The 15,288-nt window shown below is 64.7% G+C and carries 17 protein-coding genes; 13 read left to right on the top strand and 4 right to left on the bottom strand.

The window, feature by feature from the left end; translation table 11 throughout:
• Positions 1–166 precede the first annotated feature (166 nt).
• The 5 genes from IH615_RS12335 (at position 167) to phnN (ending at position 5,248) form a co-directional block, all read left to right on the top strand.
• On the top strand, positions 167–2,152 hold the full coding sequence (locus IH615_RS12335; protein WP_366485058.1) for a M10 family metallopeptidase: 1,986 nt from the start codon (positions 167–169) through the stop codon (positions 2,150–2,152).
• A 91-nt stretch (positions 2,153–2,243) separates the two neighbouring features.
• Positions 2,244–2,468, top strand: coding sequence for a hypothetical protein (locus IH615_RS22260; RefSeq protein WP_316359348.1), 225 nt, complete (start codon positions 2,244–2,246; stop codon positions 2,466–2,468).
• 142 nt (positions 2,469–2,610) lie between these two features.
• Complete coding sequence (locus IH615_RS12330) at positions 2,611–3,357, top strand: SDR family NAD(P)-dependent oxidoreductase (protein WP_291362170.1); 747 nt, start codon at positions 2,611–2,613, stop codon at positions 3,355–3,357.
• A gap of 182 nt (positions 3,358–3,539) precedes the next feature.
• Positions 3,540–4,688 carry an alpha-D-ribose 1-methylphosphonate 5-triphosphate diphosphatase gene (locus IH615_RS12325; protein WP_291362169.1) on the top strand — a complete coding sequence of 383 codons (1,149 nt, stop codon included), beginning with the start codon at positions 3,540–3,542 and terminating at the stop codon, positions 4,686–4,688.
• Complete coding sequence (gene phnN / locus IH615_RS12320; protein WP_291362168.1) at positions 4,685–5,248, top strand: phosphonate metabolism protein/1,5-bisphosphokinase (PRPP-forming) PhnN; 564 nt, start codon at positions 4,685–4,687, stop codon at positions 5,246–5,248. The genes IH615_RS12325 and phnN overlap by 4 nt, the downstream gene beginning before the upstream one ends.
• On the opposite strand, the gene phnF is transcribed toward phnN, so the two are convergent.
• A complete protein-coding gene (phnF, locus tag IH615_RS12315; RefSeq protein ID WP_291362167.1) occupies positions 5,245–5,970 on the bottom strand; it encodes a phosphonate metabolism transcriptional regulator PhnF in 726 nt (241 codons plus the stop codon). The genes phnN and phnF overlap by 4 nt on opposite strands.
• 76 nt (positions 5,971–6,046) lie before the next feature.
• Here phnF and phnG point away from each other — a divergent pair, with 76 nt between their 5' ends.
• From phnG to IH615_RS12280, 7 genes are all read left to right on the top strand, one after another.
• On the top strand, positions 6,047–6,502 hold the full coding sequence (gene phnG, locus IH615_RS12310) for a phosphonate C-P lyase system protein PhnG (RefSeq protein ID WP_291362166.1): 456 nt from the start codon (positions 6,047–6,049) through the stop codon (positions 6,500–6,502).
• A 1-nt stretch (position 6,503) separates the two neighbouring features.
• Positions 6,504–7,103: a phosphonate C-P lyase system protein PhnH gene (gene phnH, locus IH615_RS12305; protein WP_291362165.1), complete on the top strand. Its 600-nt coding sequence runs from the start codon at positions 6,504–6,506 to the stop codon at positions 7,101–7,103.
• 1 nt (position 7,104) lies between these two features.
• Entirely contained in the window at positions 7,105–8,193 is a 1,089-nt protein-coding gene (locus IH615_RS12300; RefSeq protein WP_291362164.1) for a carbon-phosphorus lyase complex subunit PhnI, read from the top strand.
• A 97-nt stretch (positions 8,194–8,290) separates the two neighbouring features.
• Positions 8,291–9,166 carry an alpha-D-ribose 1-methylphosphonate 5-phosphate C-P-lyase PhnJ gene (locus IH615_RS12295; protein WP_291362163.1) on the top strand — a complete coding sequence of 292 codons (876 nt, stop codon included), beginning with the start codon at positions 8,291–8,293 and terminating at the stop codon, positions 9,164–9,166.
• Between the two features lie 162 nt (positions 9,167–9,328).
• Complete coding sequence (gene phnK, locus IH615_RS12290) at positions 9,329–10,102, top strand: phosphonate C-P lyase system protein PhnK (protein ID WP_291362162.1); 774 nt, start codon at positions 9,329–9,331, stop codon at positions 10,100–10,102.
• A 2-nt stretch (positions 10,103–10,104) separates the two neighbouring features.
• The gene (gene phnL, locus IH615_RS12285; protein WP_291362161.1) at positions 10,105–10,806 is read left to right on the top strand and encodes a phosphonate C-P lyase system protein PhnL; all 702 of its coding nucleotides are present in this window, start codon (positions 10,105–10,107) and stop codon (positions 10,804–10,806) included.
• Complete coding sequence (locus IH615_RS12280) at positions 10,803–11,414, top strand: DapH/DapD/GlmU-related protein (protein WP_291362160.1); 612 nt, start codon at positions 10,803–10,805, stop codon at positions 11,412–11,414. The genes phnL and IH615_RS12280 overlap by 4 nt, the downstream gene beginning before the upstream one ends.
• An 8-nt stretch (positions 11,415–11,422) precedes the next feature.
• On the opposite strand, the gene IH615_RS12275 is transcribed toward IH615_RS12280, so the two are convergent.
• Entirely contained in the window at positions 11,423–12,196 is a 774-nt protein-coding gene (locus IH615_RS12275) for an SDR family NAD(P)-dependent oxidoreductase (protein WP_291362159.1), read from the bottom strand.
• 68 nt (positions 12,197–12,264) lie between these two features.
• Between IH615_RS12275 and IH615_RS12270 the strand changes: the two genes are divergently transcribed.
• Positions 12,265–13,278 carry a LacI family DNA-binding transcriptional regulator gene (locus IH615_RS12270; RefSeq protein ID WP_291362158.1) on the top strand — a complete coding sequence of 338 codons (1,014 nt, stop codon included), beginning with the start codon at positions 12,265–12,267 and terminating at the stop codon, positions 13,276–13,278.
• Here the strand turns inward: IH615_RS12270 and cobM are convergent.
• On the bottom strand, positions 13,275–14,033 hold the full coding sequence (gene cobM, locus IH615_RS12265) for a precorrin-4 C(11)-methyltransferase (protein ID WP_291362157.1): 759 nt from the start codon (positions 14,031–14,033) through the stop codon (positions 13,275–13,277). The genes IH615_RS12270 and cobM overlap by 4 nt on opposite strands.
• The gene (gene cbiE, locus IH615_RS12260) at positions 14,030–15,238 is read right to left on the bottom strand and encodes a precorrin-6y C5,15-methyltransferase (decarboxylating) subunit CbiE (protein WP_291362156.1); all 1,209 of its coding nucleotides are present in this window, start codon (positions 15,236–15,238) and stop codon (positions 14,030–14,032) included. Before cbiE ends, cobM begins: the two co-directional genes overlap by 4 nt.
• Positions 15,239–15,288 lie beyond the last annotated feature (50 nt).

Raw genomic sequence — 15,288 nt, 5'->3', positions numbered from 1 at the left:
CCGGTCTCTTTGGGGCCTGTCGAGGTGTCCTTGGGACACAAAGTGGGCGCCAGCAACATGATACGTAGGATGCCTACGTCTCCACACGACTTGTTGACCGCCGCCGCCCCCGTTATGGTCACGCTGCGAGTCCGGATTAACGAGGTGTTAATCGGCCGGGCCGAGGGTGTTTGCGACCTGGGAGTTTTCGTTGGCCGCCATTGCTTCTGTTGTCCGTCCATCCGATCCGTACACGAACGCCCTGCTGGGTGATTACAAATGGGCATCGGGGAACCTGACTTATAGCTTCCCGACAAGCTCCGCGGCTTACAACTCGCCCTACTACCAGAACGAGCCAAATAGCATCTTGGCGCTGAATGCGACGCAGCAGAATGCTGCTGAGGCGGCATTCGCCAACTACGCGGCTGTCGCCAACGTCACCTTCACTGAACTGACGGGCGGCGACGTCGCCAACGCCACCTTGCGGCTTGCCATGTCGAATGCTCCAGGCACGGCGTGGGCCTACTTTCCCAATACGATAGCCGAGGGTGGTGACGCCTGGTTCAACAAGTCGGACTACAACAATCCCATCAAGGGCAACTACGCCTACGCCACCTTCATCCACGAAATCGGCCACGCGCTGGGGCTCGATCATCCCCACCAGAACGGCATGCCCTACGACCGCGATTCCATGGAATACTCCGTGATGACCTACCGGTCCTATATCGGAGCATCGACGACCAGCGGCTATACCAACGAGACGTGGGGATATGCGCAGTCGCTGATGATGTATGACATCGCTGCAGTGCAGCAGATGTACGGCGCCAATTTCTCCACCAACAACGGCAACACGACCTATTCCTGGAGCCCGACCACCGGCGAGTTGTCGGTCAACGGCGTCGGCCAGGGGCCTGCGGGCGGCAACAAGATATTCCAGACGGTCTGGGATGGTGGTGGGAACGACACCTATGACTTTTCCAACTACACCACCAATCTGACTGTCGACCTGCGGCCTGGCGCGTGGACCACGACCTCGAGCGCGCAACTGGCAAACCTCCACTACACTGGCAGCCAGGTCGCCGAGGGCAACATCGCCAACGCGCTCCAATACAATGGTGATCCAAGTTCGCTGATTGAAAACGCGATCGGTGGCAGCGGGCACGACACGATCATCGGCAATGCCGCTGCCAACTTGCTACGCGGAAATAGCGGCAACGACAGCCTCTTTGGCATGGAGGGAAATGATTTCTTCTTCAGCGAGGACGGAAGCGATCATATGGACGGCGGCTCCGGCCTCGACTATGTGGATTACAGCGGCGTAGCCACGGCCATGACGGTTTCGCTGCACTATGCCGGCTGGAATACTGGCGTCGCGGCTGGCGACAGCTATGCCGGCATCGAAGGCCTGCTCCTGGGATCGGCCAGCGACGTGGCCTATGGCGATGCCGCCAGCAACTACATCTACAGCGGCAGCGGACACGACACCGTCTTTGGCTTTGGCGAACAGGACTTTCTGTTTGGCCAGGATGGCGACGACAACCTGATGGGCGACGACGGCCATGATCATCTGTTTGGCGGGTTGGGCGCCGACCTGCTCCAGGGTGGCAGTGGCTTTGACTACGTGCGCTACGACGATGCCAACTATGCCGATTTCATAATCGCCCTGGGCGGTCAGGTGGCCAATACGGGTGCTGCTGCGGGCGATACGTTTATCGGTATCGAGAGCTTTGTGCTCGGCTCAGGCAGCGATGTCGCTTATGGCAATACCGGGGACAATTACATCTATGGGCGCGGCGGCAACGACACGCTCTACGGCATGGAAGGCCATGACACCCTGTTCGGTGAGGCCGGCAGGGACCGCTTCATCTTCGACACCCAGATCAATGCAGCCAATTCCGACGTGATCGGCGATTTCGTCTCGGGATACGATAGTCTCGGCTTGGCCCATTACTTCTTTGGCGGCGCCGACGCGGGCGGCGGAGAAGTGAGGTTCTTCCAGGGCGTCGGAATTACCGGCGCCGCAGTACACGCCTATCTAGGCGCGATGCTGTTCGATACGCTTACCTCCGTCTTGTCATTTGACGCCGATGGCGCGGGGGCGGGAGAGGCAGTCACGATTGCCACGCTCACCGGCGTCAACCACCTCACTGGGTCCGACTTCTTTTTCGTGTGAGTGGTGACGGAGCGGCCGGTGCGAAGCCCGGACTTCCGTTGAGGGCCGGTCGGTGCGCAAAGCACAGTTCGTCAGCGCCTAGGAGTCCGAAGTGTCAGAATGGATCGACTTTTCGCGCTGGGAGGAATGCACCACCATGCAGCGTCCCGGTTACGTGTTTGAGGTGGTCAATTCTGAGGCGCAAAGTCTGCTAACAACGTGCACCCTCGTTCTGCCCATACCTTTTGACTGGTCGTCGCCCCCCGCGAAATTTCGTCTGGTGCCGGAGCTGGCGCCTCGGCACTCGACACCAATGCCGCCCGCCGGGCAATCCTGAGCGTGCCGCGCTCCTGTTGATCGCCCGAGATGGCAAGCGCGGGTGGGCGGACCTGTCGCCCCCATATGCATAACCCATGGCTCTCGATCAGCGGATGCTGTTAGCTTGGCGCAGTGTCCCCACTGCACCCAGAGTCCACCCCATGAACGCCATCGACCTTCACGACCAGATCGCCGTCATCACCGGCGGGGCGCAGGGGATCGGGTTTGCCATTGCCCGGCGGTTGATTGCCTCGGGTGCGCGGGTGAGCCTTTGGGACACGAATGCCGAGGCATTGGCGTTGGCGCTGGACAATCTGGGGCCCGCGGCCTCCAGCAAGCTGGTGGATATAACTGATCTGGCCGGACTGCAGCGTGTGCATGGCGAGGTCGAGGCCGAAGTGGGCCCGGTGTCGATCCTGGTTAATTCGGCCGGCGTGGCCGGGCAAAATGCCTCGCTGGAGGATTATGATCCGGATGAATGGCGGCGGGTGGTCGAGATCAATCTCAACGGCACGTTCTACGTCAACAAGGTGGTGATCCCGTCGATGAAGGCGCGCAACTACGGGCGCATCGTCAACATCTCCTCGGTGGCGGGGAAGGAGGGCAATCCCAACCTCTCGGCCTATTCGGCGGCCAAGGCGGGCGTCATTGGCCTGACCAAGTCCCTGGGCAAGGAACTGGCCAAGTTCGACATCGCGGTCAATGCCATCACGCCGGCGACTGCCAAGACGCGCATTCTCGATACGCTGACCAAGGAATTCATCGACTACATGCTGGTGCGCATTCCGCGCGGCCGCTTCCTCGAGGTGGATGAGGCGGCGGCGATGGTCGCCTGGTTGGTTAGCAAGGAAAACAGCTTCACCACCGCCAGCGTCTTCGACCTGTCGGGCGGTCGCACAACCTACTGACCCCCGTAGTGACGCCGAGGCGGCTTCTGTGGGGCAACACCGACGGTTCCCTTGCAGGTTGATGACGATTGCCCGACAGTTCGCTGACGCTTGAATGACCCGGCCCCGGTCGCCAAACTGTCATCAAATTCGGCTAGCGCAGGGCGATCGCGCAGCCTCACGAACTTAGAAACGGCCCTTCCATGAACACCATCGCCCTTGGGGAACTCGTCCTGACCAATGCCCGGATGGTCCTGGCCAATGAGGTAGTGGAAGGCTCCTTGCGCGTGGATGGGGGCATCATCACCGATATCGGCGCCCCCAGCCGCATGGGCACCGATCTGGACGGGGACTATCTGATCCCGGGCCTGGTCGAGCTGCATACCGATCATCTCGAGACCCACTATGCGCCGCGCCCCCGGGTGCGCTGGAACCCCGTCGCGGCCGTGCAGGCGCATGACGCCCAGATCGCGGCCTCGGGCATAACCACCGTCTTCGACGCCATCCGCGTCGGCCTCGACGAGCATTCCGACATGGGTGCCACCGAGATGCAGACCCTCGCCAATGCCATCGCCGCCGGCACCAAGGCGGGGCGGCTGCGCGCCGAGCACCATATCCATCTGCGTTGCGAGGTCTCGGCGCCCGATTGTCTTGAGAGCTTTCTCATGCTCAAGGACGATCCGCAGGTGCGCCTGGCATCGCTGATGGACCACGCACCCGGCCAGCGGCAGTTCGCCAGCATGGACGCCTACAAGACCTATTATCAGGGCAAGCTCAAGATGAGCGACGCCGCGCTGGAGGATTTCACCCAGCGTCGCAACGCCGAATCGGTGGCCTATGCCGGCCCGCACCGTCGCGCCATTGCGGCGGCCTGCCACGATCTCGGCATTGTGCTGGCCAGCCATGACGACGCGACCCGCGACCATGTCGAGGAAGCCGTGGCCCTGGGCACCGAAGTCGCCGAGTTCCCCACCACCATGGAGGCCGCCAGGGCTTCCCGCCAGGCCGGCATGGCCATCCTGATGGGCGGCCCCAATGTGGTGCGCGGCGGATCCCATTCCGGCAATGTGTCGGCGCGGGCGCTGGCCGAGGCCGACCTGCTCGACATCCTGTCCTCGGACTACATTCCCTTCTCCATGCTGCAATCGGCGTTCTCGCTGGCCGACAATGTGGAGGGGATCAGCCTGTCCAGGGCGATCCAGCTGGTCACCAAGCGCCCCGCCGAGGCGGCGGGCCTTGCGGACCGCGGCGAGATCGCCGTCGGCAAGCGCGCCGATTTCGTGCATGTTCGGGTCGAGGACGGCATTCCCATCGTGCTCACGGTGTGGCGCCAGGGCCGGCGGGTGATATGAGCGGAACCTTCGTCGCGGTCGTCGGCGCAAGCGGCGTCGGCAAGGACAGCCTGATCGGCTTTGCCCGCGCTCGGCTGGCGGCAAGCGGACGCGTTGTCTTCGTTCGCCGGGTGGTGACCCGGTCCGCCGATGCCGGCAGCGAAGATCATGACAGCTTGGACGAAGCAGCCTTTGCCCAGGCTGAGGCATCCGGACAGTTTGCGCTGAGCTGGGCGGCGCATGGCCTGCGCTATGGCCTGCCGATTGCGCTGGAGGCCGATCTGGGGGCCGGACGGGTGGTGGTGGCAAACCTGTCGCGCGCCGTGATCCCCGCCCTGATGGCGCGCTATCCGGAGGCGCTGGTGGTTTCGGTGACGGCGGATCGGGACATCATCGCCAGGCGGCTGGCCGGCCGCGGGCGGGAAACCGCGGAATCCATCCAGCGGCGACTCGATCGCAGCGTGAGCGAACGTCTGCCCGCCAGCAAGGTGCAGATCGACAATTCCGGCGCATTGGACGTGGCGGGGTCGCAGTTCACCCGACTGCTGCAGGATGCCGCCGGATTGACCGAGCGAGCCTAGACCACCAGCTCCATCCGCTCCGCCGGGAAGCGGCTGAGGGCATAGGAGATCGGGGTTCCCTCGGCATCCACGTCGATAGCCTCCGACACCAGCAGGATCGCCCCGGGCGCCAGGTCCAGCAGCTTGGTTTCCTCCACATCGGCGTGGCGCGCCGAAATGCGGGTGCTCGAACGGACATAGTCGGCAATGCCGTAGCTGGCAAAGACTGCAGTGAACGAGCGCCGTTCGATGACTCTCTGGGCAAAATCGGCAAAGCGGCGATAGGGCAGCCAGGTCGTGGCGCGTGACAGCGGCCGGCCATCGGCCGAGGAGACGCCCTCGATGCGGACCACCTTGGTGCCAGGCTTGATACCCAGGGCCGCAGCAACCGTAGCGCTCGCATTCTCGATGCGATCGCCCAGATGCTGGGTGGCGAGCGCGCGCGCCTGGCCCGCGAGGCCCTCCGAAAAGCGCGTGCGTTTGCCGATAGGATAGCTGAGCCTGCGGGCGCTTCGGACGAAGGTGCCGCGACCCTGTTCCGCACCGACAACGCCCTCATCGGCCAGCACGGCGAGCGCCCGTCGCACGGTGTGGCGGTTGGCGGAAAACCGTTCTGCCAGAAGGGCTTCCGTCGGCAGCCGGTCGCCTTCCGCAAGCTTGCCGCCAACGATATCGAGGCGGATGGCATCGGCAATCTGGCGCCAGAGGGCTATGCCCCGGGCCACATCTCGTGTGATTGTCATTGCTTTTTCACATAGGGGGCGTAGGAGCGGACTCAGGACATAAGTTGTCTAGTGTATTAGACAAATAGAGGCAAGCATGCAGACTGCATCCTCCATCGACGTCAGGGCGCGAAAGGCCGTACTGGACACTCTGGCGGCGGCCCCGGCCAAGGCCCTCGCCGAACTCTGGGACCGCTGGGCCGACAAGCCCGGCCACACCAGGGTGCGCGGTCCCGAAATTGGGCTCGTGATGATCCGTGGTCGCGCCGGCGGCGGTGGCGCTCCGTTCAATCTGGGCGAGGCCACGGTCAGCCGGGCCAGCGTCCGCATTGTAACCGGCGAAGTGGGGCACGGGTATAGTCTGGGCCGCGACATGGCCAAAGCCGAGGTCATCGCCATCATCGATGCCATGTGGCAGCGCGATCCTGATCGGGTCGAGGCCGAAATCATCCAGCCACTCCAGGCACTTGCCGCAGCTGCCGACCAGAAACGCCGCGACGAGTCGGCGGCGACCAGGGTCGACTTCTTCACCATGGTACGGGGAGACAACTAAGATGGACCTTGGTCTCGACGGCGGATTCGCCGATCCCGTACTGCAGTCGCAGACGGCCTTTCGCGCCATCATGGATGCGCTGGCCAATCCCGGCGCGGTGCAAAGGCTGGTCGCGCCGGGTTCGCCGACCAGCAGCATCCCCCCCGAATTGGTGAGCACATTGCTAACCTTGAGCGATCACGACACCAGCATCTGGCTGGACGATTCACTGCGGGCTGACAGCGCGGTCCTCCAATTCGTCAGCTTTCACACCGGCGCCCCCGTGGTGCGCGAGCCGGGCAGGGCGGCCTTCGCCTTTGCAGCCGGTGCCGAACACCTGCCGCGCTTCGACCAGTTCAATCTCGGCACCCAGGAATACCCCGATCGCTCGACCACCATCGTCCTGGCGGTGCCCGCACTGACCGGCGGCCCGGACCTGATCATCCGCGGTCCCGGCATCAAGGACCATGGCCGTATCAGCCCGGTTGGCTTGCCCGAGGATTTCATCGGCCAGTGGTCGGCCAATCGCGAACTGTTCCCGCGCGGCATTGACCTCCTGCTGGTGGCCGAAGGGGCCGTGCTGGGCCTGCCGCGCTCGACGCGCATAGCGGAAGGACACTGATATGTATGTAGCCGTCAAAGGCGGTGAGGCCGCCATTGCCAATGCCCATGCCCTCCTCGCCGACCGTCGCCGTGGCGACCGCACGGTGCCGGCCTTGCGCCTCGACCAGATCGTCGAACAACTCGGCCTGGCGGTCGATCGCACCATGGGCGAAGGCTCGCTCTATGACAAGGAACTGGCGGCCCTTGCGCTGCTGCAGGCCCGCGGCGACCTGATCGAGGCGATCTTCCTGGTGCGCGCCTATCGCACGACACTGCCGCGCTTCGGCTATTCCAGCCCGGTCGATACCGGCGCCATGCTGATCGAGCGACGCATTTCGGCGACGTTCAAGGACCTTCCCGGCGGCCAGATGCTGGGGCCGACTTTCGACTACACGCACCGCCTGCTCGACCCGGGCATCGTCACCGGCGACGTTGCGGCGCCGCTGCTGCGCGAGGCCGACGCCGAACCGGCGCCGCGCGTCACCGACCTGCTGGGCCGGCAGGGCCTGATGGAGCCCGATGGCGAGACCGATCCGGAGCGCGAGGTCGGCGACCTGACCCGCGAACCGCTGGATTTCCCGCTCGACCGTGACCTGCGTCTCCAGGCCCTAGCGCGCGGGGACGAAGGCTTCCTGCTCGCACTCGGCTATTCCACCCAGCGCGGCTATGGGCGAAGCCACCCGTTTGTCGGCGAAATCCGCATCGGCGAAGTTGAGGTGGAATTCGACGTCCCCGAACTCGGCTTCGCGGTCAGCCTCGGTCGCATCCGCGTCACCGAGTGCCAGATGGTCAACCAGTTCAAGGGCTCGGCCAAGGTGCCGCCGCAGTTCACCCGCGGCTATGGCCTGGTCTTCGGCCAGGCCGAGCGCAAGGCCATGGCCATGTCGCTGGTCGACCGGGCGCTGCGCGCGCGCGAATTCGGCGAGGACATCGTGGCGCCAGCGCAGGACGAGGAATTCGTCATTTCGCACTCCGACAACGTGCAGGCGACAGGGTTTGTGGAGCACCTGAAGCTGCCCCACTACGTGGATTTCCAGGCCGAGCTCGACCTGATCCGGCGCATGCGGGCCGAGCACGAGGCGAGTGAGATGAAGGAGGCGGCGGAATGATGCGGCTGGATTCCCCTTCATCGTCCTTCCACCCGCCGCGTGACGATCTGGGGGCGGGTGAGATCGTGCACCTCTTCATCCGCTGGGAGCAGACACCATGACCACCCTGCCGCAATACAACTTTGCCTATCTCGACGAGCAGACCAAGCGGATGATCCGGCGGGCCATTCTCAAGGCCATCGCCATTCCCGGCTATCAGGTGCCGTTCAGCTCCCGCGAAATGCCCATGCCCTATGGCTGGGGCACGGGTGGGGTGCAGGTGACGGCCTCGATCATCGGCCCGGACGACGTGCTCAAGGTCATCGACCAGGGGGCCGACGACACCACCAATGCGGTGTCGATCCGCGCCTTCTTCGCCAAGGTGGCGCAGGTGGAAACGACCACGCACACGTCAGACGCCACCATCATCCAGACTCGCCATCGCATTCCCGAAAAGGCGCTGAGCAAGGGGCAGGTCCTGGTCTATCAGGTGCCGATTCCCGAGCCGCTTCGCTTTCTCGAACCGCGCGAGACCGAGACGCGCAAGATGCACGCGCTCGAGGAATACGGGCTGATGCATGTCAAGCTCTACGAGGACATCGCCCGCCACGGCCGCATCGCCACCACCTATGCCTATCCGGTCAAGGTCGAGGGCCGCTATGTGATGGACCCCAGCCCGACGCCGAAATTCGACAATCCCAAGATGCATATGAGCGAGGCGCTGCAATTGTTCGGCGCCGGGCGCGAGCACCGCATCTATGCCGTGCCGCCCCATACCGAAGTGGTGAGCCTCGACTTCGAGGACCACCCCTTTGCTATCCAGCATTTCGAGCAGCCCTGCGCCCTCTGCGGTGCCGAACAGGTCTATCTCGACGAGGTCATCCTCGATGACCGGGGCGGGCATATGTATGTCTGCTCGGACACCGACCATTGCGAGGAACGGCGCGCGGCCGGGCATGTCGGCGACCTGGGCGTGAAAGAGGCGGCGGAATGATGCTCTCGTCCCAATCACCGCGCGTCACCCTCGGGCCTGACCCAAGGGCTCTGTACTTAACGGACGCTCAGCAAGTGAAGAGCCCTCGGGTCAAGCCCGAGGGTGACGATCGAGCTTGGGTCGACGCTGGCACTCGAACACGCGAATCCATGGAGCAGCGCCATGTCTGAACCCCTTCTCCGCGTCGACAACCTGACCAAATATTACGGCAGCCGCCTCGGCTGTGCCGATGTAAGTTTCGAGCTTTGGCCCGGCGAAGTGCTGGCCATTGTGGGGGAATCCGGCTCGGGCAAGACCACGTTGCTGAACTCCCTGTCAGCCACGCTGGAGCCGAGCTCGGGCCGGACCCTCTACCGCATGCGCGATGGGCAATGGCGCAACATCTATGAGCTGAGTGAGGCGGAACGCCGCTTCCTCGTCCGCACCGACTGGGGCTTCGTGCACCAGAACCCGGCCGATGGGCTGCGCATGACCGTATCGGCCGGCGCCAATGTCGGCGAGCGGCTGATGGCGGTGGGCGACCGGCATTATGGCCGCATCCGCGAGACCGCGCTCGACTGGCTGGGGCGCGTGGAAATCGCGGCGGACCGCATCGACGACCAGCCGCGCGCCTTCTCCGGCGGCATGCGCCAGCGCCTGCAGATTGCCCGCAACCTCGTCACCGGCCCGCGCCTCGTCTTCATGGATGAGCCGACTGGCGGCCTCGATGTGTCCGTGCAAGCCCGCCTGCTCGACCTGTTGCGCGGGCTGGTGGGCGAACTCGGGCTGGCGGCCATCGTGGTGACCCACGACCTCGCCGTAGCCCGGCTCCTGAGCCACCGGATGATGGTGATGAAGGATGGCTATGTCATCGAGGCCGGTCTGACCGACCGCGTGCTGGATGATCCGCGCGAGCCCTATACGCAGCTCCTCGTTTCCTCGTTTTTGCAGGTGTGACCATGGCGGCACTCTCCGTCCAAAACCTCGCCAAGACCTTCACCATGCATCTGCGTGACGGCGTAATCCTCCCCGTGGTGGAGAATGTGAATTTCGAGGTCCACTCGGGCGAATGCGTCGTGCTCGGCGGACCATCGGGGGCGGGCAAGTCTTCCATCCTCAAGATGGTCTATGGCAATTATGGCGTCGATGCGGGTTCCATCACCCTGCAGCATCACGGCGAGGCAGTCGATCTGGCCACCGCCGATCCGCGTACGGTACTCACCTTGCGGCGCGACTCTATCGGCTATGTCAGCCAGTTCCTCCGCACCGTGCCGCGCGTCTCGGCACTCGACGTGGTGGCTGAACCGCTGCTGATCCGCGGCAAGGACCGGGCTGAAAGCCAGCAAACCGCAAGAAATCTCCTGGCACGCCTGAACCTGCCCGAGCGGCTGTGGAGCCTGCCGCCGGCGACCTTTTCGGGCGGCGAACAGCAGCGCGTAAACATCGCCCGCGGCTTCATCACCGAGCATCCGGTGCTGCTGCTCGATGAGCCCACCGCCTCGCTCGACGCCACAAACCGTGCTGTCGTCGTCGCCATGATATCAGAGAAGAAGGCGTCCGGCGTGGCCCTGCTGGGTATCTTCCACGACGAGGAGGTGCGGGCGCAGGTCGCCGATCGCATCGTCGATGTCACGGCCTTTGCCCCGAGGATCGCCGCATGAAATCCCTTGGCCCCGAGCCCTCCATCCATCCCACCGCCAAGGTCCGGGAATCGATCCTCGGCCGCTATACCGAGGTCGGCGCCGGCTGCGCGGTGTCGCATTCCACGCTGGGCGACTATTCCTACTGCGTCAGCAATACCCAGATCGCCTATTCCACCATCGGCAAGTTCGCCAACATCGCCGCCCATGTTCGCATCTATGCCAGCATGCATCCGATGGGCCGCGCCTCGTTGCACCATTTCACATACCGCTCCGCCCAGTATTTCGAGGGTGAAGAGGACGATCAAAGCTTTTTCGATTGGCGTGAAAGCACGCCCATCAGCATCGGCCACGATACCTGGATCGGGCACGGCGCGGTCATCATGCCCGGCGTGACGATCGGCAATGGCGCCATCATCGGGTCGAACGCCGTGGTGACCAAGGATGTGGCCGACTTCGCCATTGCTGTCGGCGTGCCGGCCAGGACGATCCGCCAGCGCTTCAGCGACGATGTGGCGAGCCGCCTCGACGCCCTGGCCTGGTGGGACTGGAGCCACGACAGGCTGCACCAGGCGCTGCCCGATTTCCGCAAGCTGGGGATCGAGGCGTTCCTTGAGAAGTACGAGTAGGCTGCCGCCTACGGCATCAGTTGGCCGCCATTGACCTCGATGACCTGGCCGATGATGTAGCTGGAGAGGCTCTCGGAGGCGAGGAACAGGTAGGCGCCCACGCATTCCTCCGGCGTACCCACGCGGCCCATCGGCACGGTGGCGACATTGGCCTTGAGCTGCGCCTCGGTGGAATAGCGCTCGTGAAAGGGCGTGTCGATGACGCCGGGTGCGACGGCGTTGACGCGGATGCCGAAGCCGACCAGTTCCTTGGCCATGCCGCGGGTGATGTTGCTGACCAGCGCCTTGGACGAGCCATAGAGCCCCGCGCCATTGCTGGCGCCATTGCGGGCGGCGATCGAGCTGGTGTTGATGATAAACCCGCCCTGGCGCTTGAGATGGGGGATGGCGGCGCGTGACGCGGCAATCACCGAGCGGCCGTTGAGGTCCATGACCTTGTCGTAATAGGCGTCGTCCATATCGGCATAGGCCATGCGGCCGACCATGCCTCCCGCATTGTTGACCAGCCCGTCCAGCCGGCCGAAGGCAGCGGCGGTATCTTCCACGGCGCGGGCAATTTCGCCCGAGCGCGAGGCATCGGCGCGGACGAGGAAGGCCTGGCCGCCCGCATCCTTGACGGCGCTCGCTACAGCCTCGGCGGCGTCCTTGCTGGAATTGTAATGCACGCCGACCATGGCGCCCTGGGCGCCCAGCGCCTTGGCTAGAGCCGCGCCGATGCCGGTGGAGGCGCCGGTGACCAGCACAGCCTTGCCGGCGAGATCGGGGATGGTGAGCTGGGTCATGTTGGCCTCGCTTGGTGATGGACCTGCGAAGTGATAGGAGGCTGTTAGCGCTAATACAAGGGACCGGCATGGGCAGACCGATCGTTCGGCTGAAGGATATCGCGGACAAGACCGGGTTTTCGGTGAACACCGTGTCGCTGGCTTTGCGCGACAGCCCGCGCATCCCCCAGGATACCCGGCTGATGATCCAGCAGGCGGCAGAAGCGCTGAACTACCTGCCCAACCACATCGCCAAATCGCTGGTGAGCCGCGAGACGAGGACCATCGGCCTGGTGCTGACCTCGATCACCAATCCCATCCTGACGCGGGTGGCCCAGGCCATCGAATTGCGGCTGGCCGAACGCGGCTACCTGACCCTCTTTGCGACCTCCAATGGTGATCATCAGGACGAAAAGAAGGTCATCGAGATGTTCCGCTCGCGCCAGGTGGACGGCATGCTGATCTATCCGCGCGGCCATCGCGAGCTGGACCATATCCGCCGGCTGCGCCTCGCCGGTTACCCGGTCGTGCTGCTGGTGGGTGATACCGATGCTGAAGTCGACGTGGTGAGCATGGATGCGAGGCTGGGCGGCTACAAGGCGGTGCGGCACCTGATCGAGCGCGGCCATAGCCGCATCGGCCTGATCGATGGCGGGCAGCAGCGCGGCAATCTGGAAAAGCAGGATGGTTATATCAGGGCCCTGGCCGATGCCGGGATTGCCTGGGACGCGGCGCTGCATGCCGTGCCGGCGGCGCATTCGGTGATGGCGGGATACGAGGCCATGGCCGAACTGATGGCGCGTGACAACGGCATGACCGCCGTGCTGGCCGCCACCGATTCCATGGCGCTCGGCGCCCTGCGCTGGACCCAGCAGCATGGTTTGCGCGTGCCCCAGGATATGGCCATTGTCGGATTCGACAATATCGAATTCGCCGAGCATGCGGCGACCCCGATCAGCAGCATCGACTATGCTGTGGATCGGGTGACCGAGCTGGCGGTGGACCGGCTGATCGCACTGATCCGGGCCGATGGCCTGCCGGAAGTGGAGATTACGTTGATCGAGCCGGAACTGGTAGTGCGGGCGAGTAGTGGGGGACGTTAGGTCCGATCCCGGAACCGCCGCTGATAGTCCGGATCGTAGAGCGAGCTTTCGCGGAAATCGTCTGCGCCAAGGCCCTTGCCGACGAAGATGATCGCGGTGCGCTCGACTGGGTCGGCGGCAAAGCGTGCCTCGATGTCGCCAAGCGTGCCGCGGATGATCTTTTCGTCCGGCCAGCTGGCATGGAAGACGATGGTGACCGGGCAGTCGGCGCCGTAGAGCGGGGTGAGTTCGGCAACGACGCGATCGAGCGCATGGATGGCCAGGTGAATGGCCAGCGTGGCCCGGGTGGCCCCGAAGGCGGCCAGCGTTTCGCCTGATGGCATGGGCGAGGCGCGGCCGGAGATGCGGGTCAGCACCAGGCTTTGCGCTTCCGCTGGAATGGTCAGCTCGCGGCCCAAAGCGGCGGCGGCGGCGGCGAAGGCGGGGACGCCGGGGGTGAGCGAATAGGGGATGCCGAGACGGTCGAGCCGGCGCATCTGCTCGGCGACCGCGCTCCAGACCGAGAGGTCGCCGGAATGCAGCCGTGCCACATCCTGCCCGGCGGCATGGGCGCGCACATATTCGGCCTCGATTTCGTCGAGCGACATCGGCGCAGTATCGACACGACGCGTATCTTGACTACACCATGCCAGCATCTCCGGCGGCACGATGGAGCCGGCATAGAGGCAGACTGGGCACGACTGCAGCAGTTTCATGCCCCGCACAGTGATGAGATCGGCCGCGCCGGGGCCGGCGCCGATGAAGTGGACGGTCATGGCTTGCTCCACACCCATTGCACGATCGGCATGGCGGGCCGCCAGGCGGTCATGCTGCCGACAGCGTCGGCACGGTCCACTGAAAGGCGGGTGAGGCTGCCGCCGCGTTCGGCGTGTTTGGCGAGAAGGAGGGCCTCGAACTCCAGCGTCACCGCATTGGCAACTAGCCGCCCGCCCGGGCGCAGGGCGGCGATGGCGGCATCGAGCACGCCGGCATCGGAGCCGCCGCCGCCGACGAAGATGGCATGGGGCGGCTCGAGGCCTTCGAGGGCTTGCGGAGCGGAGCCAACAACAACCGTCAGGTCGGGAACGCCGAAGCGGGTGGCGTTGCGGGCAATGCGAGCGGCGCGCTCGGCATTGGCCTCGATGGAAACGGCCTTGAGGCTCGGATCGGCCAGCATCCACTCAATGGCGACCGAGCCAGAGCCGGCGCCGATATCCCACAGCGTCTCGCCGCGCCGTGGCGCTAGCGCCGAGAGGGTGAGCGCCCGGATTTCGCGCTTGGTGATCTGCCCGTCATGCTCGAACAAGCCATCGTCGAGCCCCGGCGTCAGCGGCAATATGCGGGCGCCGGGCAGGGCGACGACGCTGATGGCGCAGATGTTCAGCGGATTGATATCGGCAAGCGCAAAGCTCATCGCGACGTGAGAGCGGATGATTTCGCTGGGACCGCCCAGGGCTTCGAGGACGGTGACGATGGAAATGCCGAAGCCGGCCTCGGTGAGCAGCTTGGCTAACATACCCGGCCCATGCTCATCCGAAGTCAGTGCCAGGATGCGGGCGCCGGGATGGAGGTGCGGCCGGATAAGGTCGAGCGGACGGCCATGCAGCGAGAGCGTCAATACATCCTGCAGCGGCCAGCCGAGCCGGGCGGCGGCGAGGCTGAACGAGGATGGATGCGGATAGACCTGCATCTGGGCGGCGTCGATATGGCGGGTCAGCGTCGCGCCGACGCCGTGGTGGAACGGATCGCCCGAGGCGAGGACGCAGACGGCCTGGCCCTTGAGGGCGAGGATCGCGTCGATGGAGGCGGAAAAGGGCGAGAGCCAAGGATGGGCCGAGCCGTTGATGAGCGGCGCGGCCAAGTCGAGATGGCGCGTGCCGCCGAAGACATGGTCTGCCCTGGCAATGGCGGCCTTGGCCGCTTCGCCGAGTGCTGCGAGGCCGTCTTCGCCGATGCCGACAATGGAGAGCCAGCTCATCATCGGACTCCGCGAGACCTAGCTCCCTCCCCCCTTGAGGGGGAGGGTTGGGG

It is taken from the genome of Devosia sp. (assembly GCF_014860165.1).
GTDB lineage: Bacteria > Pseudomonadota > Alphaproteobacteria > Rhizobiales > Devosiaceae > Devosia.
This window is presented reverse-complemented; position numbering and strand designations above follow the sequence as displayed.